The sequence below is a fragment of the Pseudonocardia bannensis genome (assembly GCF_012911875.1).
Taxonomy (GTDB): Bacteria; Actinomycetota; Actinomycetes; order Mycobacteriales; family Pseudonocardiaceae; genus Pseudonocardia; species Pseudonocardia bannensis.
Genome location: NZ_JAAXKZ010000100.1, coordinates 1 through 23,011, shown reverse-complemented (window position 1 = coordinate 23,011; position 23,011 = coordinate 1). Strand labels below are relative to the sequence as shown.

Annotated in this window: 23 protein-coding genes, 2 pseudogenes and 2 riboswitches; of the genes and pseudogenes, 11 read left to right on the top strand and 14 right to left on the bottom strand. The window is 73.6% G+C overall.

The features are described from left to right. From HF519_RS22160 to cobT, 6 genes and pseudogenes are all read left to right on the top strand, one after another. A pseudogene (locus HF519_RS22160) lies at nt 1–276 on the top strand (LLM class flavin-dependent oxidoreductase); the annotation flags it as partial. Between the two features lie 42 nt (nt 277–318). After that, complete coding sequence (locus HF519_RS22155) at nt 319–720, top strand: cobalamin biosynthesis protein (RefSeq protein WP_169414917.1); 402 nt, start codon at nt 319–321, stop codon at nt 718–720. Nucleotides 721–849: 129 nt separating this feature from the next. Continuing rightward, a riboswitch (cobalamin riboswitch) is annotated at nt 850–920 on the top strand. A gap of 142 nt (nt 921–1,062) precedes the next feature. Then, nucleotides 1,063–2,289, top strand: a complete 1,227-nt coding sequence (gene cobA, locus HF519_RS22150; protein ID WP_169414916.1) for a uroporphyrinogen-III C-methyltransferase — start codon at nt 1,063–1,065, stop codon at nt 2,287–2,289. A gap of 11 nt (nt 2,290–2,300) precedes the next feature. Next, nucleotides 2,301–2,909 carry a histidine phosphatase family protein gene (locus tag HF519_RS22145; RefSeq protein WP_169414915.1) on the top strand — a complete coding sequence of 203 codons (609 nt, stop codon included), beginning with the start codon at nt 2,301–2,303 and terminating at the stop codon, nt 2,907–2,909. Then, a riboswitch (cobalamin riboswitch) is annotated at nt 2,910–3,101 on the top strand. 80 nt (nt 3,102–3,181) lie between these two features. Continuing rightward, on the top strand, nt 3,182–3,598 hold the full coding sequence (locus tag HF519_RS31685) for an SAM-dependent methyltransferase (RefSeq protein ID WP_169414914.1): 417 nt from the start codon (nt 3,182–3,184) through the stop codon (nt 3,596–3,598). Continuing rightward, nucleotides 3,583–5,328 carry a nicotinate-nucleotide--dimethylbenzimidazole phosphoribosyltransferase gene (gene cobT / locus HF519_RS33025; RefSeq protein WP_312860275.1) on the top strand — a complete coding sequence of 582 codons (1,746 nt, stop codon included), beginning with the start codon at nt 3,583–3,585 and terminating at the stop codon, nt 5,326–5,328. The genes HF519_RS31685 and cobT overlap by 16 nt, the downstream gene beginning before the upstream one ends. Before the next feature lie 195 nt (nt 5,329–5,523). Here the strand turns inward: cobT and HF519_RS22130 are convergent, their stop codons facing one another. Further along, nucleotides 5,524–7,179: a DNA polymerase IV gene (locus tag HF519_RS22130; protein WP_312860274.1), complete on the bottom strand. Its 1,656-nt coding sequence runs from the start codon at nt 7,177–7,179 to the stop codon at nt 5,524–5,526. Nucleotides 7,180–7,216: 37 nt separating this feature from the next. After that, entirely contained in the window at nt 7,217–7,831 is a 615-nt protein-coding gene (locus tag HF519_RS22125; protein ID WP_312860273.1) for a DsbA family protein, read from the bottom strand. On the opposite strand from HF519_RS22125, the gene nhaA reads away from it, so the two are divergent. Continuing rightward, entirely contained in the window at nt 7,821–9,161 is a 1,341-nt protein-coding gene (gene nhaA, locus HF519_RS22120) for a Na+/H+ antiporter NhaA (protein WP_312860272.1), read from the top strand. The genes HF519_RS22125 and nhaA overlap by 11 nt on opposite strands. 82 nt (nt 9,162–9,243) lie before the next feature. Here nhaA and HF519_RS33020 read toward each other — a convergent pair whose 3' ends face one another. Together HF519_RS33020 and HF519_RS22110 are read right to left on the bottom strand one after the other, a co-directional pair. Next, nucleotides 9,244–9,969, bottom strand: coding sequence for a 4'-phosphopantetheinyl transferase family protein (locus HF519_RS33020; RefSeq protein ID WP_312860271.1), 726 nt, complete (start codon nt 9,967–9,969; stop codon nt 9,244–9,246). A gap of 131 nt (nt 9,970–10,100) precedes the next feature. After that, on the bottom strand, nt 10,101–10,310 hold the full coding sequence (locus HF519_RS22110; protein ID WP_169414912.1) for a hypothetical protein: 210 nt from the start codon (nt 10,308–10,310) through the stop codon (nt 10,101–10,103). A 242-nt stretch (nt 10,311–10,552) separates the two neighbouring features. Between HF519_RS22110 and HF519_RS22105 the strand changes: the two genes are divergently transcribed. Next, nucleotides 10,553–11,716, top strand: coding sequence for an NAD(P)/FAD-dependent oxidoreductase (locus tag HF519_RS22105; protein WP_169414911.1), 1,164 nt, complete (start codon nt 10,553–10,555; stop codon nt 11,714–11,716). Nucleotides 11,717–11,749: 33 nt separating this feature from the next. After that, entirely contained in the window at nt 11,750–12,955 is a 1,206-nt protein-coding gene (locus HF519_RS22100) for a cytochrome P450 family protein (protein ID WP_169414910.1), read from the top strand. A 56-nt stretch (nt 12,956–13,011) separates the two neighbouring features. On the opposite strand, the gene HF519_RS22095 is transcribed toward HF519_RS22100, so the two are convergent. The 4 genes from HF519_RS22095 to HF519_RS22080 form a co-directional block, all read right to left on the bottom strand. Further along, entirely contained in the window at nt 13,012–13,638 is a 627-nt protein-coding gene (locus HF519_RS22095; RefSeq protein ID WP_169414909.1) for a CoA transferase subunit B, read from the bottom strand. Then, entirely contained in the window at nt 13,635–14,384 is a 750-nt protein-coding gene (locus HF519_RS22090; protein ID WP_169414908.1) for a CoA transferase subunit A, read from the bottom strand. The genes HF519_RS22095 and HF519_RS22090 overlap by 4 nt, the downstream gene beginning before the upstream one ends. A gap of 59 nt (nt 14,385–14,443) precedes the next feature. Further along, on the bottom strand, nt 14,444–14,884 hold the full coding sequence (locus HF519_RS22085) for a hypothetical protein (protein WP_169414907.1): 441 nt from the start codon (nt 14,882–14,884) through the stop codon (nt 14,444–14,446). Nucleotides 14,885–14,982: 98 nt separating this feature from the next. Then, nucleotides 14,983–15,645, bottom strand: coding sequence for an HAD hydrolase-like protein (locus tag HF519_RS22080; protein ID WP_438826429.1), 663 nt, complete (start codon nt 15,643–15,645; stop codon nt 14,983–14,985). Nucleotides 15,646–15,740: 95 nt separating this feature from the next. Here HF519_RS22080 and pcaB point away from each other — a divergent pair, with 95 nt between their 5' ends. Together pcaB and HF519_RS22070 are read left to right on the top strand one after the other, a co-directional pair. Next, nucleotides 15,741–16,874, top strand: a complete 1,134-nt coding sequence (gene pcaB, locus HF519_RS22075) for a 3-carboxy-cis,cis-muconate cycloisomerase (RefSeq protein ID WP_312860270.1) — start codon at nt 15,741–15,743, stop codon at nt 16,872–16,874. Nucleotides 16,875–16,932: 58 nt separating this feature from the next. Then, entirely contained in the window at nt 16,933–17,721 is a 789-nt protein-coding gene (locus HF519_RS22070; RefSeq protein WP_169414904.1) for an IclR family transcriptional regulator domain-containing protein, read from the top strand. On the opposite strand, the gene HF519_RS33350 is transcribed toward HF519_RS22070, so the two are convergent. From HF519_RS33350 to HF519_RS22045, 6 genes and pseudogenes are all read right to left on the bottom strand, one after another. Further along, nucleotides 17,707–18,015, bottom strand: coding sequence for an AraC family transcriptional regulator ligand-binding domain-containing protein (locus HF519_RS33350; protein ID WP_169414903.1), 309 nt, complete (start codon nt 18,013–18,015; stop codon nt 17,707–17,709). The genes HF519_RS22070 and HF519_RS33350 overlap by 15 nt on opposite strands. Nucleotides 18,016–18,042: 27 nt before the next feature. Then, nucleotides 18,043–19,545, bottom strand: a complete 1,503-nt coding sequence (locus HF519_RS22060; protein ID WP_169414902.1) for a hypothetical protein — start codon at nt 19,543–19,545, stop codon at nt 18,043–18,045. Nucleotides 19,546–19,570: 25 nt separating this feature from the next. Next, a complete protein-coding gene (locus HF519_RS33345) occupies nt 19,571–20,194 on the bottom strand; it encodes a DUF6875 domain-containing protein (RefSeq protein WP_369009258.1) in 624 nt (207 codons plus the stop codon). 195 nt (nt 20,195–20,389) lie between these two features. Beyond that, nucleotides 20,390–21,364 (bottom strand): TauD/TfdA family dioxygenase, encoded by a 975-nt coding sequence (locus HF519_RS22055; protein ID WP_169414901.1) that lies wholly within the window; start codon nt 21,362–21,364, stop codon nt 20,390–20,392. Nucleotides 21,365–21,431: 67 nt separating this feature from the next. After that, nucleotides 21,432–22,559, bottom strand: coding sequence for a hypothetical protein (locus HF519_RS22050; RefSeq protein ID WP_169414900.1), 1,128 nt, complete (start codon nt 22,557–22,559; stop codon nt 21,432–21,434). Further along, nucleotides 22,556–23,011 (bottom strand): annotated as a pseudogene (locus tag HF519_RS22045) (DUF1611 domain-containing protein); the annotation flags it as partial. The pseudogene HF519_RS22045 and the gene HF519_RS22050, both read right to left, overlap by 4 nt.

Genomic DNA, 23,011 nt, shown 5'->3' with positions numbered 1-23,011 from the left:
GGCCGCGACGGGGTGCCCTACCTCGCGGCCACCGCCTACTACGCGCTCGGGGAGCACGCGAGATCCGCCGCCCGGCAGTACCTGACGGACTACTACGCCTTCCTCGGCCCGGACGCCGCCGGGCGCATCGCCGACAGCACGCTGACCGACGCAGACGCGCTGAAGAAGCAGGCCGCGGAGTTCGCCGATGCGGGCTGCGACGAGCTCATCTTCTTCCCGTGCGCCGCGGACGCCGACGAGATCGACCTGCTCGCCCGGGCGATGCTGGCCGCGTAGGGCCGCCCGCGCTGCCCATCGGCTGCCCCCCACACTGGCCGGGTGACCCTGGTCGTCGGGATCGGCAGCGTCCGCGGTGTGTCCGCGGCGGCGGTGACCGCGTTGCTCGACCGGCTGCACCGCGAGCACGGCCTCGACCGCCACGCCGTCCGCGTCTACGCCAGCGTCGACCACCGGGCCGGCGAGCCCGGAATCCTCGCCGCCATCGCCCCCGCCACCCTGCGTACCTACCCGTCCGCCACGCTCGACGTCGTCACGGTGCCGAACCCCAGCGCGCGGGTCCGGGAGGCGGCCGGGACGCGCAGCGTCGCCGAGGCCGCCGCGCTGCTCGCCGCGGCCGAACTGGCCGGTCCCGACGGTGCCCGGGCGGTGCTCGTCGCCCCGAAGATGATCGGCGACGGGGTGACGGCGGCGGCGGTCCGGGTCGTGCCGACGCCGCGCTGACACGCCCCGGAACCCCTCGCTGACCTGCGGCGACGTAGTACGGATCACGTGTGACGTGCCGGGCGCGGCGGCTTTGCGACCTGTCGGTGGCCCCGGGCCGCCGGTTATGCTCGGCGCCGGTCGGCAGCACGGGAACCCGGTGCGACTCCGGGGCGGTCCCGCCACTGTGACCGGGGCACGCTCCCGGAAGCCAGACCCCGTGCCGCCGTCGACCGTCCCCGCGGGGACACCACAGCCGGGCGTGGACACCCGGGGAGGGAGTGTCATGAGCGAGCCTGCGAGCTCACCTACGGGCACCGCAGCGACGCGAGCGTGCCGGGCGAGCCTCGGCGAGCAGACCTCGTGAGCGGCCGGTCCGAGCAGTACCTCGTCGGCCTCGACCTGGCCGGTCGCCGCGTCGTCGTCGTCGGCGGCGGACAGGTGGCCCAGCGCCGGGTGGCCCGGCTCATCGCCGCGGGTGCGGAGGTCGAGGTGATCTCCCCGGAGGTGACCCCCGCCGTCGAGGGCATGGCATCGGCGCGCGAGCTGGCCTGGACCGAGCGCCGCTACGCCGACGGTGATCTCGAGGGTGCCTGGTACGCGGTGGCCTGCACCGACGACCCCACGGTCAACGCCGCGGTCGGGGCGGAGGCCGAGCGGCGCCGGGTGTTCTGCGTCCGCGCCGACGACGGAGCGGCCGGGACCGCGGTGACCCCCGCCGTCGGGGAGTTCGACGGCCTGACCGTCGGGGTGCTGGCCCAGGGCCGCCACCGCCGATCCGCCGCCGTGCGCACGGGGCTGCTCGAGGCGTTGCGCGCCGGGATCGTGAACGACGCAGCCGACCGCGCCGACATCGTCCCCGGGGTCGCGCTCGTCGGCGGTGGACCCGGCGACCCGGAGCTGATCACCGTGCGTGGCCGGCGGCTGCTGTCGCGTGCCGACGTCGTCGTCGCCGACCGGCTGGGTCCGCGCGACCTCCTCGACGAGCTCGGCCCACACGTCGAGGTCATCGACGCCTCCAAGATCCCCTACGGGCGGGCGATGGCCCAGCAGCGGATCAACGAACTGCTCGTCGAGCACGCCAGGGCCGGGAAGTTCGTCGTCCGGCTCAAGGGCGGCGACCCGTTCGTCTACGGGCGTGGCTTCGAGGAGGTCATCGCCTGCACCGAGGCCGGGGTCGCGGTGACCGTCGTCCCGGGCATCACCAGTGCCTTCGCCGCCCCGGCCGCCGCGGGTGTCCCGGTCAGCCACCGGGGCGTCGCGCACGAGATCGTCGTGGTGTCCGGGCACGTCGCGCCGGGCGACCCGCGCAGCCTGGTCGACTGGGAGGCGCTGGGCCGGATGCGCGGCACCGTGGTGCTGATGATGGCCGTCGAGCGGATCGCGCTGTTCGCCGCCGCCCTGGTCGAGCACGGCCGCCCGGCCGACACCCCGGTCGCCGTGATCCAGGACGGCACGACCCGGATCCAGCGGACGCTGCGGGCCACCCTGGCGACCGTCGCGGCGCAGGTGCGGGAGCACGAGATCAGCCCGCCGGCCATCATCGTGGTCGGCCCGGTCGCGGGGCTGCGTGCCCACCCGGGCGCCTGAACGCACGGCCGGTGCTTCCCGGGCCGGTCACCTTGCATCTGGTCCGGCACGGGGAGAGCACCTGGAACGCGGCGGGCCGGCTGCAGGGCCACACCCCGCACGTCCCGCTGACCGCGCGCGGCCGGGCCCAGGCCGCGGCCACCGCGGCGGTCCTGGCCGCCCGCCCGGTCGTCGCGGTGCTGTCCAGCGACCTGCTGCGGGCCCGGCAGAGCGCGGCCCCCATCGCCGCCGCGCACGGCCTGCCGGTCCGTGCCGAGCCCGCGCTTCGCGAGCAGAGCCACGGGATCTGGGAGGGTCGCCCCGTCGCCGGGTACGCCGCCCGCCTCGCGGCCGCCCCCGATCCCGACTGGGCGCCGCCGGGCGGGGAGAGCGCCCGCGCGCTGCACACCCGGGTCGCGGCGGTCCTGGCCGCGGTCCTCGCCGGGGGGTCGCCCGGGGACATCGTCCTCGTCACGCACGGGGAGACGATCCGGGCCGCGCTCGCCGTGCTGCACGGGCATCCCGCCGACCGGTTGCCGGCCGTGCTGCCCGGCAACGGGGAGGTGCTCACCGCCCGGCGCGCCGCCCCGGGCACGCCGTGGACGGTCGGTGCCCACGTGGCGAACGCCCCTCTCCCTTGACCCCTCCAGACCCGCTGTGGTCGAGTCCTGCACGACGGCAGTGGAGGAAGCCGGTGGGAATCCGGCGCGGTCCCGCCACTGTCACCGGGGAGCGCGTCCCCACCTCGTGGCCACCGCGGACAACCGTGGGAAGGCCGGGCGGCGCCGCAGCGATCCGGAAGCCAGGACACTCGCTGCCGTCGCACGGTTCCGACTAAGAGGGCGCGGACCCTCGAGGAGGCACAATGGCCGGTGACGGTCCTGTTCGATTCCCCCGGCGCCGGGGTGGCCCGGTGCTCACGCGCTGCCGTCGCGATCCCCGGAGCGGCACCGGAACGCTGATCGGGCTGGGCGTCGGCCCCGGTGAGCCCGACGCACTCGCCCCCGGCGCCGTGGACCGGCTCGCCCACGCCGACGTCGTGTTCGTCCCGGCCCCCGCCGAGTCCACCGTGCTGTTCTACGCCGAGGCCTGGCGCGTCGAGCGGATCGGCGACCACAGGGCCGCCGCCCAGCGGGTGGTCGAGTGGTTCGCCGCGCACCCCGGTGGCACGGCCGTGTTCGCGACGGCCGGCGATCCCACGGCCTGCCCGTCGTTCGGGGTGACCGCTGTCGCGGTGCGCTCCTCGGCCGGGGCGCTGCGGGTGGAGCACCTGCCCGGCGTGACGATCGTGCCGCCGCGGCGCAGCCCGCTGCCGTGGGCGGCCCCGTGAACCCCGGCGACGCCGAGGCCTTCTACCGGATCGTCGCGGGGCGCCGCGACGTCCGTACCGGGTTCCGGCCCGACGTGCCGGTCGACGACGCCGTGCTCGCCCGGGTGCTGGGCGCTGCACACGCCGCACCCAGCGTCGGGTTCTCCCAGCCGTGGGACTTCCTGGTGGTGCGCGACGCGGGCGTCCGGGCCCGGGTGCACGCCCTGGTCGCCGCCCGGCGCACGGCCTACGCGGCATCGCTTCCCGGGGCGCGGGCGGCCGCGTTCGCCGGCATGAAGATCGAGGCCATCCTCGACACCCCGCTCAACGTCGTGGTCACCTGCGATCCCACCCGCGGGGGCCGGCACACCCTGGGCCGCCACACCCAGCCGTCCATGGGTCCGTACTCCACCGCCCTGGCGGTGCAGAACCTCTGGCTGGCCGCCCGCGCCGAGGGCCTGGGTGTGGGCTGGGTGAGCTTCTTCGACGACGACGGGCTCGGGGAGGTGGCCGCGCTGCTCGGGCTGCCGGACCACCTGGAGATCGTCGCCTACCTGTGCATCGGGCACGTCGAGGCGTTCCCGGCCGAGCCCGAACTCGCGGCGGCCGGCTGGGCCCGCCGCCGCCCGCTGTCGTGGGCCGTCCACCACGAGACCTACGGACACCGGGCGCTGCCCGGGGAGGTGCCCATGGACCTGCTCTCGGAGACCGTCGCGGCGATCCGGCCCGTGTCGGAGGAGGCCCGGGCCGCGGCCCGCGACCGGCTGGACCGGATGACCAAGCCGCGCGGCTCGCTGGGGCAGGTCGAGGACGTCGCCGTCACGCTCTCCGGGATCGCCGGAGCGTGCCCGCCGCCGCTTCCCGAGCCCGCGGCGGTCGCGGTGTTCGCCGGTGACCACGGCGTCTACGCCCAGGGCGTCACCCCGTGGCCGCAGGAGGTCACCGGTCAGATGGTGGCCAACTTCCTGGCCGGCGGGGCGGTGGTCAACGCCTTCGCGCGCCAGCAGGGCGCCGAGGTCTGCGTGGTCGACGTGGGCGTGGCGTCCCCGCTGGACCCCGTTCCCGGGCTGCTGCCGCGGAAGGTCGCAGCGGGCACCGCGGACATGACCACCGGGCCCGCGCTGACCCCGGATCAAGCCCGCGCCGCCGTCGAGGTGGGGATCGAGACCGCCCGCGACCTCGTCGCCGCCGGCAACCGGTGCCTGGTCACCGGCGACATGGGCATTGCGAACACCACCGCGGCCGCCGCGCTGATCTGCGCGTTCACCGGCGCCGACCCGGCTGAGGCGACCGGGCGGGGGACCGGCATCGACGACGCCACCCTGACCCGGAAGACCGACGTGGTCCGTCGCGCGCTGGCACGGCACCGGCCGGAGCCGTCGGATCCGCTCGGCGTGCTCGCGGCGGTCGGCGGGCTGGAGCACGCCGCGCTGGCCGGGTTCGTCCTCGGCGCGGCGGCCCTGCGGGTGCCGGTGCTGCTGGACGGGGTGAACGCCGGCGCGGCCGCGCTGGTCGCCGCGGCGTTGTCCCCGGAATCGGCCGGCGTTTGCCTGGCGGGACACTGCTCGGCCGAACCCGGCCACGGTCTCGCGCTCGCCCATCTCGGCCTGGACCCGCTGCTCGACCTGCGGATGCGGCTGGGCGAGGGCACCGGGGCGCTCCTCGCGTTGCCCGTCGTGCAAGGCGCTGCCCGCGCCCTCCACGACGTCGCCACGTTCGACTCAGCCGGTGTGGCGGACAAAGACGCCTGACCCCGCCCCCCAACGCCACCTCCCAACCGCGTCATGTCTCCACAACGCGTCCATGGAGGCGCCCAGGGTGCGTCAAGTCTCCACAATGCGTTCGTGTCGGGGCGCCTCGCGCGTCAGGTCTCCACAACGCGGTCGCAAGGGCGCCCAGGGTGCGTTATGGCTCCACAACGTGGTCGCAGGGGCGCCCGGGGTGCGTCATGGCTCCACAACGTGGTGGGGGGCGGTGAGCGCGGAGCGTTCAAGCTCCACAGCGGGGTCGCGGGGACGCCAGCTGGTCAGGGGGTCGGCCGGGGTCAGGGCCGGGTCGTCGGCGGGGAAGGTGCGGGCCACGCCGGGGCCGGTGGCCCGGGTCTCGAAGCGGACGGTGACCCGCCCGTGACCGGCGCCCTGGACCCAGCCGTGGCCGTGCTCGGCGTGCCGAACGTCGTCCCCGGCCCGCCACGGTCGCCCGAGCTTCTCGCCGCGGGATCCCGGGCTCGGCGTGTCGTCGGCCGCGCGTGGCCCCTCCGGCACCGGGGCGCTCGGCGGCTCAGGGGTGCCGAGGGCCGCCTCCGCGGCGAGCTTCGGACGGCCAGGTGGCTCGGGCGTGCCGGGGTCGGCATCCGCGAGGCGTCGTGGCCGGGGCGGCTCGGGCGTGCCGGGGTCCGTATCCGCGATGTGCACCGGGCGGCCCGGCGGCTCGGGCGCGGTGGACCCGGCGGACCCCGGGAACCCCACGTCGACGTCCGCGGCCGGCACGGGCGTCCACCCGTCGGCCGACGCGACGGCGTCGAACAGCGCCGGGGGCGGGCTCTCACCCAGCCCGGACAGCGACACCCCGATCAGCCGCACCCCGCCCTCGGGTACCGCGGTGCGGGCCAGTCGCTGGGCGACCGCGGTGAGCGTGGCCAGATCGGTGCTGGCCACGGCCGTGGTCTCCGAGCGGCTCGCGGTGGTGAAGTCGGCGCTGCGCGCCTTCACGGTGACCGTCCGGGCGGCCCGGCCGTCCAGCACGAGCCGCCGGTGCGCGGCCGCGGTCATCCGGGCCACGGCGTCGTGCACGGCCGTCATCGCCGTCAGATCGGTCTCGAACGTCGTCTCCGCACTGATCTGCTTCGCCGCGCCGCGCTGGGCCACCGGCCGGTCGTCGATGCCCCGGGCCAGCCGGTGCAGTTCGGTGCCGACCGCGGCGCCGAGCAGCCCGGTCACCTCCCGCGGGTCCATCGCCGCGAGCTGACCGATCGTGGTGACCCCGAGCTTGCGCAGGCCGGCCTCGGCCACCGGGCCCACCCCCCAGAGCGCGCGCACCGGTAGGGCGCCCATGACCTCGCGCTCCTCGGCGGGGGTCACGACCCGCAGCCCGTCGGGCTTGGCCAGCTCGGACGCGATCTTGGCGAGCTGCTTGCCGGACCCGGCGCCGACCGACGCGGGCAGCCCCGTGCGCTCCCGCACCGCGGCCCGCAACGCGATCGCGAACGCCGTGACCTCGCTGCCGTCGGCTCCGGCCAGCGCGGGCGGCTCCAGGAACGCCTCGTCCAGCGACACGGGCTCGACGATCGGCGCCGCCTCGCCCAGCACCGCCATCACCTGCTCGCTGATCGCCTTGTACAGGGCGAACCGCGGCGGCAGCACCACGGCCTGCGGGCAGCGCCGACGGGCCTGCGCCATCGGCATCGCGGACCGGGCGCCGTAGACCCGGGCCTGGTAGCTGGCGCCGGCCACCACGCCGCGCGGCCCGGCGCCGCCCACGAGCACCGGCCGGTCGGCCAGAGTGGGACGGGTGAGCTGCTCGACGGAGGCGAAGAACGCGTCCATGTCGAGGTGCAGCACCCAGCGACCACACTGCCGACCCTGCCGGCCCTCCTCCGCCACGCGGCCATTCTGACTCCGGCCACCGACACCGGGACGCTCAGCTCTCGGCAGGCGCCCGGACCTCCTGCAACGCGTCCATCAGCGCGTCGACGGTGACCGGCCCCTGGTAGCGCTCGCCGTTGACGAACAGCGTCGGGGTGCCCCGCACGCCGCTGCGCACCCCGGAGTTGAAGTCGGCCTCGACCCGGTCCTCGACGAACTGGGTCTCCGGCCACGTCACCGCATCCGGGTCGACACCGATCTCCTCGGCGTATCGGCGCAGGTCGGCCTGGCGCAACCGCGGCTCGTCGTCGGCGAAGAGCCGGGCGTGCATCGGCCAGAACTGGCCCTCGAGCCCGGCCGCCTCCGACGCCGTCGCGGCGGCCAGCGCGTACGGGTGCACCTCGGCGAGGGGGAAGTGCCGGAACGCGAACACCAGCCGGTCGCCCAGGCGGTGGCGCACCTCGTCGATCACCGGCGCTGCCGCGCGGCAGTACGGGCACTCGAAGTCGCCGTACTCCACGAGCGAGAACTCGGAACCGAGCGCGCCCTGCAGGTGGTCGTACGGCCCGATGGGCGGGTCCAGCGCTGCGGGGCCGGTCGATGCGGTGCTGATCGCGTCCTCCTCGCCACCCCGGGTGCCCTCGGGGGAGGATCGGCAAGTGGCGGTCACAACACTAACCGAGCGTGGCGAGCTCAGTCAGGCGGCGCGGTCGTTCCTGCGCACCGAGTCGGGCTCGGCGGTGCTGCTGCTGACCGCCGCCGCCATCGCCCTGATCTGGGCGAACGTGTCGGACGGCTACGAGACGTTCTGGCACACGCCGCTGTCGATCTCCATCGGCGGGTTCGAGCTGACCGAGGACCTGCGGCACTGGGTCAACGACGGGTTGATGGTGCTGTTCTTCTTCAGCGTCGGGCTGGAGATCTCCCGCGAGATGACGCTGGGGGAGCTGCGCGGGGCCCGCGCGGTGGCAGCCCCGGCGCTCGCGGCGATCGGCGGGCTGACCGTCCCGGCCGCGCTGTACCTGCTGTTCAACGCGGGCGGTCCCGGTGCCGGTGCCTGGGGCATCGCGATCTCGACCGACACCGCCGTGCTGCTCGGCGTGCTGGCCCTGGTCGGCCCGCGCTGCCCGGACCAGCTGCGGATCTTCCTGCTCGCGCTGGCCATCGTCGACGACATCGGCGCGGTCCTGGCGATCGCGGTCTTCTACACCAGGCACGTCGACGTGACGGCCCTGCTGCTGGCCGTCGGGCTGTTCGTGGCGCTGCTCGCGCTACGGTTCGTCCACTTCTGGCGCACCCCCCTCTACGCCCTGATCGGCGTGATCATGTGGGTGTCGGTCCTGGAGTCCGGGGTGCACCCCAGCGTCGTGGGCGTCGCGATGGGACTGCTGGTCAACGCCTACGCCCCGCAGCCCCGCGACATCCGGCGCGTGCAGGTGCTCGGCCGCAGCTTCATCGTCGACCCCACCCCGAGCCGGGCGGCGGCGGCCCAGGCCGCGGTCACCGTCGCGGTCTCGCCGAACGAGCGGTTGCAGCTGAAGATCCAGCCGTGGAGCAGCTATGTCATCGTGCCGTTGTTCGTGCTGGCCAACGCCGGGGTGCGGCTCGATCGCGAGACGCTGTCGGGGGCGCTGCACTCGCCGATCACCTGGGGGGTCATCGTCGGCCTGACCGTCGGCAAGCTGATCGGCGTCAGCGCCGGCACCTGGGTCGCGCTCAGGACCGGGATCGGCCGCGTGCCCGACACGCTGCGGTGGGGGCAGCTGATCGGGGGTGCGGCCCTGTCCGGCATCGGGTTCACGGTGGCGCTGTTCGTCACCGACCTGGCGTTGTCCGACCCGGAGCTGCAGGCCGAGGCCAAGATCGGCATCCTGACGGGCTCGATACTCGCGGGCCTGATCGGCTGGCTCATCTTCCGGTTGCTGGGCGAACGCGGCGGCCAGTGCTCCCCGAGCGGCCTGCCCGTGCTGCCGCCGCGCCCCTGGCGCCCGGTGGACTAGTGGTCGATCACCGAGCCGCGGCCCGGCGTCGGCGACGGCCGACTGACCGGGCGGGCGTGCGGGAGGCCCGAACTCGCGATGGTCACGGGCGCAGTCGCTCGCGCCACCCCAGCAGGACGGCGTCGCCGTCGGCGACCCGGATCGCCGGCGTCCGCGCGCCGAATCCGGCGACGGCGCCGGGATGCTCGGGTGCCGGGAGCAGGTCGGCGAGCCAGACCGGGCCCGGGGGCGCGTCGGCACCGGTCCACTCCTCGACCCGGGGTGGGCTGCCGGCGGGGCTCAGCGTGATCGTGGCCATCGGCCGGGACAGGCCTTCGCCGGTGGCCTTGAGCAGGGCCTCCTTGCGGGTCCAGGTGGTGAGGAAGGCGGCTGTCTCCGCCGGCAGCGGGCGCGCGAGTTCGGTGGGGGAGCACACGTGGGCCGCCATCCCGGCCACGTCGGTCAGCGGCCGGACGTGCTCGACGTCGAGCCCGACCGGCCCGTCCGACACCGCGACCCCGACCAGGTCGCCGGAGTGGGTCAGCGAGAACCCGGTGGTCCCGGGCTCGTCGGCCAGCCGGGGCTTGCCGTGCTGCTGGCCGCACCGGCAGGTCCGGTCGAACCGCAGCCCGGCCGGGTGCACCCCGAGCCGGTGCCCGAGGACCAGCCGGACCAGCGCATGTGCGGCCAGGTAGCGGGCCTGGTCGTCGGGCCGGCGCAGCTTCTGCAGCCGGGTGCGTTCGTGCTCGTCGAGCAGGGCGAGAAGGCCGGGGTGTCCCTCAGGAGGAAGGGGACGGGCCCACCAGACGCCGCATTCGGTGCTCGACACCCCGCCAGCCTGACATGCCGCCCGGCCCGCCGGGATGTGATCCCGGATCGGGCCGGCCCGCCGGGGCCGCTCGATGCGGCCGCACCGGCGGGCCGGCCGGTGAGCGGCCCGCGCCGCGCCGACCCGTGGGGTCAGCCGCTGCGGCGGGCCGCGTAGTCGAGCCGGGTGCGCGCCGGCTTGGAGAGCGCCCCGGATCCCGACGATCCGGAGCGCCCGGCCGTGGCGGCCAGGTGCGGCGACAGCGGCTGCCGGGAGCCCTTGCCGCGGGCGCGGCGGGCCGCGCGGTTGGGGGCGTCGGCACCGCCGGTCGTGGCGGCGGGGACGAAGGACTGATCACGCATGCGGACCTCCTGCAGTGCGACGGGGCCGGCACAGCGGGCTCGGCGACGGGCCGGCCGGTGGCTGGGACGGTGCTCTCCCCACAGGGCGACGAGGTGTCGGCGGGGGAGGGGCGGCGGGACGCGAGGCGTCGGCGGCCGCTGCTCGGTGAGGCGCTCACCCGGCATCTACAGGCGCATGGGAGGAACGGTAGGACGCGTGCGCGGATCGCGCCATCGAATTACCAGCGGCTACGGTGGGCGCGGTGAGCGCTGCCCCGGACCTGGTGGTGATCGGCGGTGGCATCGCGGGCGCCTCGATCGCCTACGAACTCGCCGCGTCGCGTTCGGTGCTGCTGCTCGAGGCCGAGCCGACGCTCGCCGTGCACTCCACCGCCCGTTCGGCCGCCACCTACATCCCCGGCCACGGTACGGCGCCGGTCCGGGCGCTGATCGCCGCGAGCGGTCCGCGCTTCGCCGTGCTGGCCGACGCCCTGCGCGACGGGTCGACGCCGCTGCTCATCCCTCGCCCGGTGCTCTGGGCGGCCTTCGACGACGCCGGTGAGCGGGCGCTGCGCACTCTGCTCGCCGAGCGGGCGGGGGAACCGGACGCTCCGCGGCCGGTGACCACCGGCGAGGCGCTGCGCCGCTGCCCGGTGCTGCGCCCGGACGCGCTGCGCGGGGCCGGGCTGACCGAGATCTCCGCCGACGTCGACGCGATGGCGCTGCACCAGGCCTACATCCGGGGGCTGCGCCGTCGCGGTGGGACGGTGCGCGCGGGCGCCCGGGTGACCGCGGTGCGGGCGACCGCGACCGGTTGGCGGGTGGAGGCGACCGGAACCGGCGGTGCCGCTCGTGCGGCGGCGTTCGACGTCGCGGACGTCGTCGACGCGGCCGGTGCCTGGGCCGACGTCGTAGCGACGATGGCCGGGGTGCCGCCGATCGGGCTGACCCCGCTTCGCCGCACGATCGCGGTGGCCCGGGTGCCCGACCCGGCGCGGCTGGGCATCGGTGCGGGGACCCCGCTGCCGATGGTGGTCGAGGCCGGCGAACGGTTCTATTTCAAGGCCGAGGGGGAGCACCTGCTCGTCTCGCCCGGCGACGAGACCCCGGCCGAGCCTGGCGACGCGCGGCCGTGCGACCTCGACGTCGCCACCGCGCTGGAGCGGGCGGAGGCGGTGACCGGTCTGGGACTGCGCTCGATCCGGACGAGCTGGGCCGGGCTGCGGTCCTTCGTGTCCGACCGCAGCCCGGTCGTCGGGTCCCGGCCGGAGCATCCCGGGTTCCACTTCTTCGCCGGCCAGGGCGGTTCGGGGATCGAGTCGGCTCCGGCGCTGGCTGCGCTCGGCGCCGCCGTGATCACCGGGGGTCCGGTGCCGGCCGACATACCGGTCGATCCGGCGGTGCTGGGGCCCGCCCGACTTTCGTAAGCACTTGCTCACAAACGCTGGCACGATGGTCGCATGACCGAGACGGTGTCCGCGGCCACGGGCGGGTTCGAGCTGTTCGACGGCGCGTTCTGGGCCGATCCCTACCCCGCCTACCGGGGCCTGCGCTCCGAGCAGCCGGTCCGCGAGGTGCAGCTGCCCGACGGCCCGATGTGGCTCGTCACGCGCTACGACGACGTGCGGGCGGCGCTCACCGACCCCCGGTTCAGCAAGGACTGGCGCTACACACTCCCGGCCGAGGCGCGGGCCGAGGCGCCGGCTGCGCCCACGCCGATGATGATCCTGCTGGACCCGCCGGACCACACCCGGCTGCGCAAGCTGGTCAGCCGGTCGTTCACCGCGCGGCGGATGGCGGCACTGCGCCCGCGGGTCGAGGAGATCGCGGCCGAGCTGCTCGACGCCCTGCCCGCCGACGGCGTCGTCGACCTGATGGCGGGCTACGCCGTGGTGCTGCCGGTACAGGTGATCTGCGAGCTGCTCGGCGTGCCGGCGGCCGACCGCGAGGAGTTCGGCGCCTGGTCCAGGGTGATGATCGACGAGTCGCCTGCCGAGGAGAAGACGGCGGCCGTGGCGCAGCTCGCGGGATACCTCGGCGAGTTGATCGAGCGCAAGCGGATGCAGCCCGACGACGCCCTGCTCAGCGCGCTGGTCGAGGTGTCGGAGGACGAGGACCGGCTGTCCCGGGAGGAGCTCGTCGCGATGGCGATGCTGCTGCTGATCGCCGGCCACGAGACCACGGCCAACCTCATCGGCAACGGACTGCTCGCCCTGCTCACCCACCCCGACCAGCTGACGCGGCTGCGTGAGCAGCCCGGACTACTGCCCGGAGCCGTGGAGGAGTTCCTGCGCTTCGACTCGCCGGTGCAGACCCCGCCGGTGCGGTTCGCCGCCGAGGACATCGAGGTCGGCGGCACGACGATCCCGGCGGGCTCGGTGATCATGCTCGGACTCGGTTCGGCCAACCGGGACGACACCCGCTTCCCGGAGGCCGACCGGCTCGACGTCGGCCGCGACGCCGGCGGGCACGTGGCCTTCGGTCACGGGCTGCACTTCTGCCTGGGCGCGCAGCTCGCCCGCATCGAGGGCGAGGTGGCGATCGGCGCGCTCCTGGCCCGCCGCCCGGAGCTCACGCTGGCCGTCGACCCGGCCGAGCTCGTGCATCGGCGCAGCACCCTGGTGCGCGGCCTGCGCTCGCTACCGGTGACTCTCTCGCCCGTCTGAGTCCCCGAACCCCTGATCCCTGAGCCCCCGCAGATCCCGGGAACGGGGCAGGTCGGTCAACGGAGGGGGGCGCCGGTCTTCTCGCGGACCTCGGCCTCGGTGACGCCGGGGGCGGTCTCGACCAGCCGCAGGCCGTCGGGCGTCACGTCGAGGACGGCGAGATCGGTGATGATCCGGTCGACGCACCGGGCGCCGGTGAGCGGCAGCGTGCACTGCTCGACGATCTTCGGCGACCCGTCCTTGGAGACGTGCTCCATCATCACGATGACCTTCGCGGCGCCGTGCACGAGGTCCATCGCGCCGCCCATGCCCTTGATCATCTTGCCGGGGATCGCCCAGTTCGCGAGGTCGCCGGCGGCGCTGACCTGCATCGCACCGAGCACCGCGACGTCGACGTGGCCGCCCCGGATCATCGCGAAGCTGGAGGCGGAGCCGAAGTAGCTCGCCCCGGGCAGCACGGTGACCGTCTCCTTGCCGGCGTTGATGAGGTCGGGGTCGACCTCGTCCTCGGTCGGGTACGGCCCGACCCCGAGGATGCCGTTCTCGGAGTGCAGCACCACGGTCCGGCCGGCCGGGATGAACCCGGGGACCAGGGTGGGCATGCCGATGCCGAGGTTGACGTACGAACCGTCGGGCAGCTCGTCGGCCACCCGTGCGGCGAGCTGGTCGCGGGTCAGGCTCATGCGCTTCTCACCGTCCGGAACTCCACGGGCTTGTCGGCGTCCGGCACGTGCACGACGCGCTGCACGTGGATGCCGGGGGTGTGCACGGCGTCGGGGTCGATCTCGCCGGGCTCGACCAGGTGCTCGACCTCGGCGATCGTGATCCTTCCGGCGGCCGCGCAGTCGGGGTTGAAGTTGCGCGCGCTGCGGCGGAACACGAGGTTGCCGTGCCGGTCGCCCTTCCAGGCGTGGACCAGCGCGAAGTCGGTGACGATCGCCTGCTCGAGCACGTAGGTACGCCCGTCGAACTCGCGGGTCTCCTTCTTCGGCGACATCACCGCGACGTTGCCGTCGGCGTCGTAGCGCCAGGGCAGCCCGCCCTCGGAGACCAGGGTGCCGACGCCGGCGGGGGTGTAGAACGCGGGGATTCCCGCACCGCCGGCCCGCATCCGCTCGGCGAGGGTGCCCTGCGGGGTGAGCTCGAGCTCCAGTTCGCCGGCCAGGTACTGGCGGGCGAACTCCTTGTTGTTGCCGACGTAGGAGCCGATCGTGCGCCGGATCCGCCCCGCGGAGAGCAGGGTGCCGAGCCCGAAGCCGTCGACGCCGAGGTTGTTGCTGACCGTCTCGAGATCGGTCGCGCCCTGCTCCAGCAGCGCGGCGATCAGCGTGGTCGGGACCCCGGACATGCCGAACCCGCCGACGGCCAGCGAGGCGCCGTCGGGGATGTCTGCGACCGCCTCGGCCGCGGTGGTCACCACCTTGTCCATAGGGTCAGCGTACGACGGCGTGCGTTGGGCGTACAAATGTGCGCTATGCGAACATGAGCTCAGGGCGTCCCGGCCGCCCGCGGGTGAGGCAACATGCCGTCCACGGCGGCGCGGAGCGCGCTCACCCGGGCCACGTGCTCGGCGCCGATCGCGCCGCCGCCGTCGGGATCGCCGATCGCGACCGCGACCTGCGGCGGGAAGCGTCGCCAGCAGCCCGGGCACGGCCGCGCCGGGTTCCTCCAGCTCCGCCGAGGTGGCGAACAGCTCGGCCGGGTCCTCGCCCGCATCCGTCGTCGCCCGGGCGGTGACGAACTGGGCACCGGGGCGCGTACCGGCCTCCAGCACCCGGGGGCCCTCCACTGCTGCACCTCGTCGGCCCCCGGCCCGACCCCGCCCACGCGCAGGCCGATGGAGTCGATCCCGGACCGGCGGGCCACGTCGACCAGCTCGACGGGGGGCATCGGGTGCGCTGTGGACTGGTGCAGGGCGATGCGGTTCACGAACGGACCTCCCCTCGGGCCGGTACCGGCGGCACCACGCCAGTGCCCCGTCCACGCGCCCGGATCCGGCCCGCCGGTGCGTGGTACGGGGCCGGGCGTCAGCCCGCCGCGACGGCCGACGACAGCGCCGGGCGCAGCTCCGCCGGGGTGGCGATGATCGTGACCGCGCCGGCCTCGGCGAGCTCGCCGGGCCGGCCGTAGCCCCAGCCGGCGCCGACGCAGCCGATCCCGTGCTCGCGGGCGCCGATGACGTCGTTCGAGCGGTCGCCGACCATCACCGCGGCCCCCGGCTCACCGAGCCGGTGGAGAGCCTCGGCGACCACGGCGGCCTTGGACGGCCGGGCGGCGTCGAGGGTGTCGCCGCAGATCACCTCGAACAGGTCGGTCCAGCCCCGGTGCTCCAGGATCTGTGCCGCGTAGACCTCGGCTTTGCTGGTGGCGAGCGCGAGCCGGGTCCCGGCGGCGGCCAGCTCGTGCAGCAGCGTCTCGATCCCGCCGTAGGGCTCGCTGGCGAGCAGTCCGGTCTCGGCGTAGTGCCGCCGGTAGACCGTGATCACCTCGGCGGCGACGTCCTCCCCGACGATCGGCGGCAGCGACCGGTACAGCGGCGGGCCCAGGATCTGGGGACCGATCGACTCCTCAGGCCAGGGCAGCCCCAGCTCGTCGAATGCGGTGCGCAGGGAGCCGAGGATGCCCGGGGCGGAGTCGACGAGGGTGCCGTCGAGGTCGAGCAGGACGGTGTCGGGGTGGGTTCCGGTCACACGTCCCATCTTCGCCTGCGCGCGGCGAAGCCCGCCCGGGCGAGCCCTGTGTCATTGACCGTACGGTTGTGCGGATCGCGAACGGGAGGAATGCGGTGAGCCGGGGAGAGCTGTTCGACCCGCTGTACGGGGCCGACCGGGTGGCGTCGCGTCTGGACGACGCGGCGTGGGTGCGTGCGCTGCTCGCGGTGGAGGTCGCGTTGTCCGACGCCGCGGCCGCGCACGGTGTGATCCCGGCCGAGCACGCCCGCGCCATCTCCGCGGCCGCGGCCGGGCTCGAGGTGGATCCGGCCGAGCTGGGCCGCGCGGCCGTCGAGGGCGGCAACCCGGTGATCCCGCTGGTCCGGATGCTGCGGGCCGCGTCGGGGGAGGCCGGCGGCTCGGTCCATCCCGGCGCGACGAGCCAGGACATCGTGGACACCGCGCTGGTGCTGCTCGTGCGCTCGGCCACCGAGGTCGTGCTCGACGACCTGCAGGGGGCCGCCGACGCCGCCGCGGCGCTCGCCGCCGCCCACCGCGACACCCCGATGATCGCCCGCACCCTGGGCCAGCAGGCGCTGCCCACGACGTTCGGGGCCGTCGCGGCGGGCTGGTGCGCCGGGCTGGACCGGGCCCGCCGACGGTTGGGGGAGGTGGCGAGCGCGCTGCCCGCCCAGCTCGGCGGAGCCGCTGGGACGCTCGCCGCGCTGCACCCGCACGGGTTCGCCGTCGCCGACGACCTCGCCGACCGGCTCGGCCTCGCCCCGCAGGGCACCCCGTGGCACACCGAGCGCACCCGGATCGGGGAGCTCGCCACCGCGCTCGGGGTCGCGGCGGGGGCGTGCGCGAAGCCCGCCACCGACGTCGTGCTGCTGTCCGGGACCGAGCTCGGCGAGGTCAGCGAGTCGGCACCGGGCGACTCGTCGTCGATGCCGCACAAGCGCAACCCCATCGCGGCGGTGACCGCGAGGGCCGCGGCGCGGCGCGCCCCCGGCCTGGTGGCGACCCTGCTCGCGGTGATGGACCACGAGCACCAGCGGGCCGCGGGGCCGTGGCACGCCGAATGGGAGACCCTCGCCGAGCTGTTGCGCTCGGCCGGTGGCGCGGCGGCGCGGCTGCGGGTGTCGCTGGCAGGGCTGCGGGTGCACCCCGAGGCGATGGCGGCCGACCTGGCGCTCACCGCCGCCGGGACCGGCGCCCCGCACCACGCCGGGGCCATCGTGGACCGGGTCCTCGAGGGGCGGTCGTGACCGTGCCCGCCGGGTCGCCCTCCAGCACGGCACCGCCGAGCGCCGGGGAGGAGGGGCCGTGACCGGGCCCGAGGAGACCGAGCCGGCCGCGCGCCCGGACCACGTGCAGTCGCTGGCCCGAGGCCTGGCCGTCATCCGGGCGTTCGACGCCGAGCACCCCGGGCGCACCCTGTCCGACGTGGCCCGCGCCACCGGGCTGACGCGCGCCGCGGCCCGCCGGTTCCTGCTCACCCTGGTCGACCTCGGCTACGTGCGGACCGACGGCCGGCTGTTCGCGCTCACCCCGCGGGTGCTCGAGCTGGGTTACTCGTACCTGTCGAGCCTGTCGCTGCCCGAGGTCGCCGCGCCGCACCTGGAGCAGCTCGTCCGCACGGTGCGGGAGTCGGCGTCGGTGTCGGTGCTCGACGGGACCGACGTCGTCTACGTGGCCCGGGTGCCGACCTCGCGGATCATGACCGTCGCGATCACGATCGGCACCCGGTTCCCCGCCTACGCCACGTCGATGGGTCGCGTCCTGCTCGCGGCGCTTCCACCCGCGGAGCGGGAGGCCGCCCTCGCGGGGCTGCGGCCCGAGCCGTTGACCGACCGCACGGTCACCGACCTCTCGGGGCTGCGCCGCGAGCTGGACGAGGTCCGCGACGCCGGGTACTGCGTGGTCGACCAGGAGCTCGAACTGGGGCTGCGCTCGCTCGCGGCGCCGATCCGGGACCGCTCCGGCGTCGTGGTCGCCGCCGCGAACGTGAGCACCCAGTCCTCCCGGGGTTCACGGGAGGAGCTGCTGCGCGACGTGTTGCCCGAACTGCAGGCGTGTACCGCCGCGATCGAGGCCGACCTACGGGCCGGGTGACCGGCGTGGACCGCGAATTCCCGGCCGCGTTCCACCACGAACCGCTGCAACGCCAGCGGAATGTCCGGTGTCGAGCACCAGGTGAAACTCCACGCCGCGGTCACGGGCCTGGATGCGGGTGAACGCGAACGCCAGGCCCAGGTACCGCAGGCCCACCTCGAGCCCACTGCGCCAGCTGGGGCTGCTGATCATCGCGAAACCCCGGATTCCGGATGTGGTCAGGTGGTACCGGACACCGGCGGCAGGCCCAGAATCGGCGGATCCCCCCAACGCCCGCAGCAGGTTCGCGATCACGGCCGACCTGACGGCAACGGCGGGCAGCTACGTGCCGTTGACACCGGGTTGGTCGATCTCGCCACCGTCGCCGAACCAGCCACGTGGGCGATGCGTGGGCGGCTCCGGGGCAAGCAGTGCCGTGCTCTGGCATGCGCCGCGACCCACACCGATCACCACGTCCCCGGCAGGGACGCCCGGGCCCATGTGGCGCACCGCCAAGCTCGCCGCCGCGCCGTCGATGATGAACGGGCTGAGCACGAACGGCACCTGCGCGGTGACCCGCTGCCCGGAGTCTCGATCGCGGAACGGCATCGTCATGCGGTCGGATTCGACGCGCTGTTGCAGGACCATGGGCGCCTCGCGGGCGGCCTCGACAACAGCTGAGGGCCAGTCCTGCGCCGAAGTCTGGTTTCCGAAGAGCACCCCTCTTCCGGCATTCCCCATGGCGGGCTTTGCGACCAGTCGGTCACGCTCGCCGGTCGCCACGCGCAGCAGTGTCCCCTGCGCGGCCGGATCCCCGTCCAGGCCCAGGCATACGGTCCACGGAATGTGAGTGCGCACCAAGGCGCGGTCGGCTGCGGCGAGCACGCCCGCATCACAGTCCTCGTGGAGCCAGGACAGGATCGCCTTCGAGGAGATCATGGCCGACTCCGTGCGCGGGAACAGCTCGATGGTTCCGGCACGGTCGGCCGCGCGCAGCGCGTCGAATCCACCCCCGTCGTCGACGGGGCGGCTACCGCCCCACTCGATCAGCACCAGGTCGATCGGCACATCGGCGGCGAGCAGTCGACCGGCGGCGTCGAGGCGCAGGTCGACGAGGTCGGCCTGGACCACCTCCAGGCCCATCCGCTGGGCGTCGGCCAGGATGGTCGGTCTGGCCGTCTCGTAGCGCCGGACCGTTCCGGCGGGTTTGTCGATCGCCCGGTACACGGGCATGAGGATTCGGCCTCCGTTGCCATGCCCGACCTCGGCGCGGAGCGTCCGGGCCAGCGCCGCGGAACGCGCGGTCACCACGGAGGGTGGCGGGTACAGACCGCTCTGCGAACACAATCCGGCGTAGGCCTCCGCGAGTTGGGGCGTCACCGTGACGCCGCCGAGCCGGGTGCAGTTGTTGAACTCGAGAAAGCGGGGCCGCCCCTGCTCGATCAGGATGTCGGGACGGGCATACCGGGTGAGTTCTGCGGCCACCAGTGGTCGATCAAGATCCATCAGTGGGTGCTCATGGCGAAAGCCGAGAGCCCGGCACAGTTCGCCCACCGTCGAGGCACGGCGACGGCACGAGTCCACGGCCAGGTGCAACAGCCGGGCCGCGAGAGACTCGAGGCGTCGGTATGCCCCTTCTCCGATGACGACCGGCCGGAGGGGTTCCCAGCGCCTGCCGTCCGATTCCTGGCATGAGCAGGACTCCCAGTCGGCTGAAGCCGTACGGCGGTTGAGGAACTCTTTGCGGAGCTCCTCGGGTAGCGTATCCCACACATCCTGGACCAGGAGGTCGGAAAGATTCTCGCGGTCGAAGACCACGGAGAAGAGATCGAGTCCGGTGTTCACGGCAGATCATGCTCCTTGCTGCCGGCTACGTCGAAAGACTATGATGATCGCGTGCTGAGCTATACAGTGAGAGCAGGAGTGGATCTCGTATGCGGCCGCGCTGGAAGTGCGACCGGAAGCGCGAATCGTATTCCTTGAACCATCGCTCGTAACGATGCAAGAACAGGATGTCGTGCGGCGCCATGTGCCGTATTGCGAGCATCGCGACCGGGGCGACGGAGACTCTGAAGTCTGGATTTCGCACCGCTCTCTCGTCACAGCGAGGATGGAATTGCCCGACCATCAGCCCTAGGCCTACGGCGACATCCTTCAAGTGTCCGTACGCCGCATCCAGGCGCTCCCAGCCGTCAGCGTCCACGCATGGCATGGCCACCAATCTGCTCTCGAGTAGCACTCCGGCGCTGTGCGCAGGCCGACCCGCCGCAGCAAACTCACAGATCTCAGCTCGCAGCTCATCTGTCAATTCCGACTCACTGCATCCGGTAATGTCGTACCGTATGTCGGTCTGCAGAGCGTGCTGAGCGAGCGCATGAGGGACAAATGGACACACAGGTCCTGAGCGCCCGATTCTTCGGTCGGCGGAGGAGACATACTCTCGCAGCCAGGCGTGTGCCAGCCTACGGTACTTGTCTGGATGGTTCCCGTCCATCATGGTTCAGCCGCCTTCAGAACATGGAACATCACAAGCATGTCGGCCCGTGCGAAATTTCTCATTACCTTCTCGATCACGAGCGCACCTCCATGGCTTGGGCGTACTGTCAGAGATCCGGCAACGGATCTCTTATGTGTGCTGTTGTGTTAGATCTGCACGCTGTCGGCACAGTTCCCGGAGCCGGGCTTGCGACTATCCTGTCTCTGCGGTGGCCGGCTCGTGGAAGCGAAGGCGCAGGAGATGGCGCTCAGGATCGGTGAACGCTGTGCGCCCGTGCAACGTGATGTGGTTGTCGATGATCAGGATGCCGTCGGTGGGGATGGCCAGTCGAATCTCGTCGGGCCCGTTCGCGAGTTGCTCCAGCATGATGTCAAACGCCTGGCGCACCTCGGGAGTCTGATATTCGGGGTGAGCGGCGATTCCCCTGCGAATCCCATTATTGCGCCAGCGCCACATGGGCTTCTCGGCCAGAACCGGTGCGAACAGGTACCCATCCGCAGCAATATCTGCGTACTTCTTGAACTCTTCAGGAATCCGTCTGGGCCAGTCCATCTCCGTGAACAGCCGAACCGCCGCGCGACCTTCCGGGGTCTCCTCGAGGTGGCTCTTCAAGACTCGGCCATCGCGGAGCAGGGACAGTCCGCCGCCGCAATCCGCGGCGCGCACGGCGTACAGCAGGAAGAAGTGCTCCGGAATGGGTAGGGCCCCGTTGTCGGTGTGATAGCCCGCTTTGAGATCATTCTCCGAGAAGCTCGTATGACCCGACGCCTCGTCTCCGCGGTTCTTGACATCCCACATCACCTGGTCGAACGGTATGGTCGCGGTCGGGTCGCCGAGCAGCACGGCGAGTGCGAAGACGCACTTGCGCTTGTCATCGATCCCCAGCCCGCGCAGGCCGAGCTCCGGCACCAGCACCGCGCATGCCTCGCTGACGTCGAATTCCGATCGGATACGGTCGGTGAGTCCCGTCAGTTGCGGCGCGACCTCTCGCAGCCGCGCCCGCAAGGCTGCCGGATCGTGCGGCGGGGTCAGCGCCGCACCGTCGACATCGGCTCCGTAGTGGTCCACGAGAGCGGCCCTGATCGCATCTTTTTCCGTCGCCCGCCACGATCGTTCGCCGTTCGCCTCCAGCTGAACGACGCTATTGAATGACGTGGTCGTCATCATGTGGGATACCTCCGAACTTCGGGTCCAGCGGCCCCTTTCTCCGCTGGATCACTCAAATTCGATGAATTTATGCGTCCGCCGCCAGTCGGCTGCCGCCCATTCGGGCGGCTCGGGAGAGGTCGTTGTTGCTGACGCCGAGGTGGATGCCGTGTTCGGCCATGGCAGCGAGGACGTGGGGGGCCATGGCGGGGTCCGCTTCGACCATGGCGGCCAGGAGCCGGGAGAAGTGGCGCCGTTCGCGGAGGGCGTCACCGGTCAGGCCTGCAGGGTTGTCGCGTCCGAAAAGTTCCAGCCCGAGGAGCAGCAGGGTGTCGAAGCGGGTGGGGTCGGCTCCGGTGGCGGTGACGCGTTGGCGGGCGCTCCAGCAGGCGGAGGCCCACACGGTGCCGTCGGCGTGCGGGTCGCCATGCCGACCGCCCTGGAAGTGGGCCATCGTCCAGCGCGGGTCGAGTTTGCGGCGGCGTCGGTCGTACTCGGGGATGCGGTGGCGGTGCCAGCCGTAGATGTCGGCGGTGTCCAGCAGAATCGCGGTGATCACATCGGAGGTGCCTTCGTCCACGGCCCTCTTCTTGTTGGTCTGTTGCCCGGGCGGGCGCAGCCGGTTGAGCCGGAAGTCCGCGGTGTGCCGGCACACGTGGTGGCCGACCTCGTGACAGACGATGGCGGGGTTGTGCGCGGGCGCCCGGAAATGCCGGTCGGTGCCGGAGGTGGCGACGAACCCCGCGCCGCCACCCAGATGCACCTCCCCGGCCGGGCTGGTCGCGTCCGGGTCGGCCCCCACCCCCTGGCCGGGCAGCCGGTAGTGCCCGCCACCCCACCGGCGGGTCTGCTCGTGCATCCCGATGCGCACCAGCAGACGCGGCAGCGGGTGCCCCAGCAGCCCGCTGACGTACCGCAGCGCCCGCTGGGTGTGAAACGCCGCGTTGACCACGCCGAACGCCCGCGCCGCCCGGTCGGCCGCCGCATCGGCCATGGGGCCACCCCCGGCGGAAGGGTCGAACACCAACCCCCGGCCGAGCCCGTCGCCGGTGAACAACGCCCCGCCGCGCTCGTCGCGGACCGTGGCTTCGGGCAACACCACGTGCGCCGACCCGACCTCGAGAACATCCAACTCGATCTCTTCGAGCCGCCCCGGCCCGCTCCGCCCCTCAGACCGGCTGCGGCGGTCGGGGAGGTAGACCGCCGCGCGGGTCATGCCGGAACCGCCGCAGCGCTCAACAGCTCGAGCGCGCCACCGGCGATCAGCTCCGCCGGCGACAACACCGCAAGCCCGGTCGCCGCCGCCGCTTCCCGCGACGCCAACGGGCTCGCGGTCACCAGCCCGCTCACCACACGCACGGGGGCACCCAGATCCGCCATGATCCCGACTCCGGCCACCGCGCTGAGCGCATCGGCCACCGCCAGCACCACCCCGTCGGCGAACCCCGTCAGACCCGCGGCCAACCCCCGGGTCTCCTCCTGCAACAACCCGTCGGCGATCTCCAACACCACCACCGATGCACCCCGAGCAACCAGGGCGTCCCGGATCCCGATCATCGTGGCCCGCAACCGCTGCGGCGGATAACCAAATGTCGACGCCATCCCGAAATCCAGGAAATCCACGATCTCGGCCGCCCCGGCGTCCTGGTACATCCAGCGGTCTTTCCC

Bases quoted from the DNA above. Each gene is read 5' to 3' on its own strand.
- HF519_RS22100 (WP_169414910.1), top strand. From the start codon at position 11,750: ATGACCGAGACGGTGTCCGCGGCCACGGGCGGGTTCGAGCTGTTCGAC.
- HF519_RS33345 (WP_369009258.1), bottom strand. From the start codon at position 20,194: ATGGACGGGAACCATCCAGACAAGTACCGTAGGCTGGCACACGCCTGG.
- HF519_RS22055 (WP_169414901.1), bottom strand. From the start codon at position 21,364: ATGATGACGACCACGTCATTCAATAGCGTCGTTCAGCTGGAGGCGAAC.
- HF519_RS22050 (WP_169414900.1), bottom strand. From the start codon at position 22,559: ATGACCCGCGCGGCGGTCTACCTCCCCGACCGCCGCAGCCGGTCTGAG.
- HF519_RS22090 (WP_169414908.1), bottom strand. From the start codon at position 14,384: ATGGACAAGGTGGTGACCACCGCGGCCGAGGCGGTCGCAGACATCCCC.
- HF519_RS22095 (WP_169414909.1), bottom strand. From the start codon at position 13,638: ATGAGCCTGACCCGCGACCAGCTCGCCGCACGGGTGGCCGACGAGCTG.
- HF519_RS22110 (WP_169414912.1), bottom strand. From the start codon at position 10,310: ATGCGTGATCAGTCCTTCGTCCCCGCCGCCACGACCGGCGGTGCCGAC.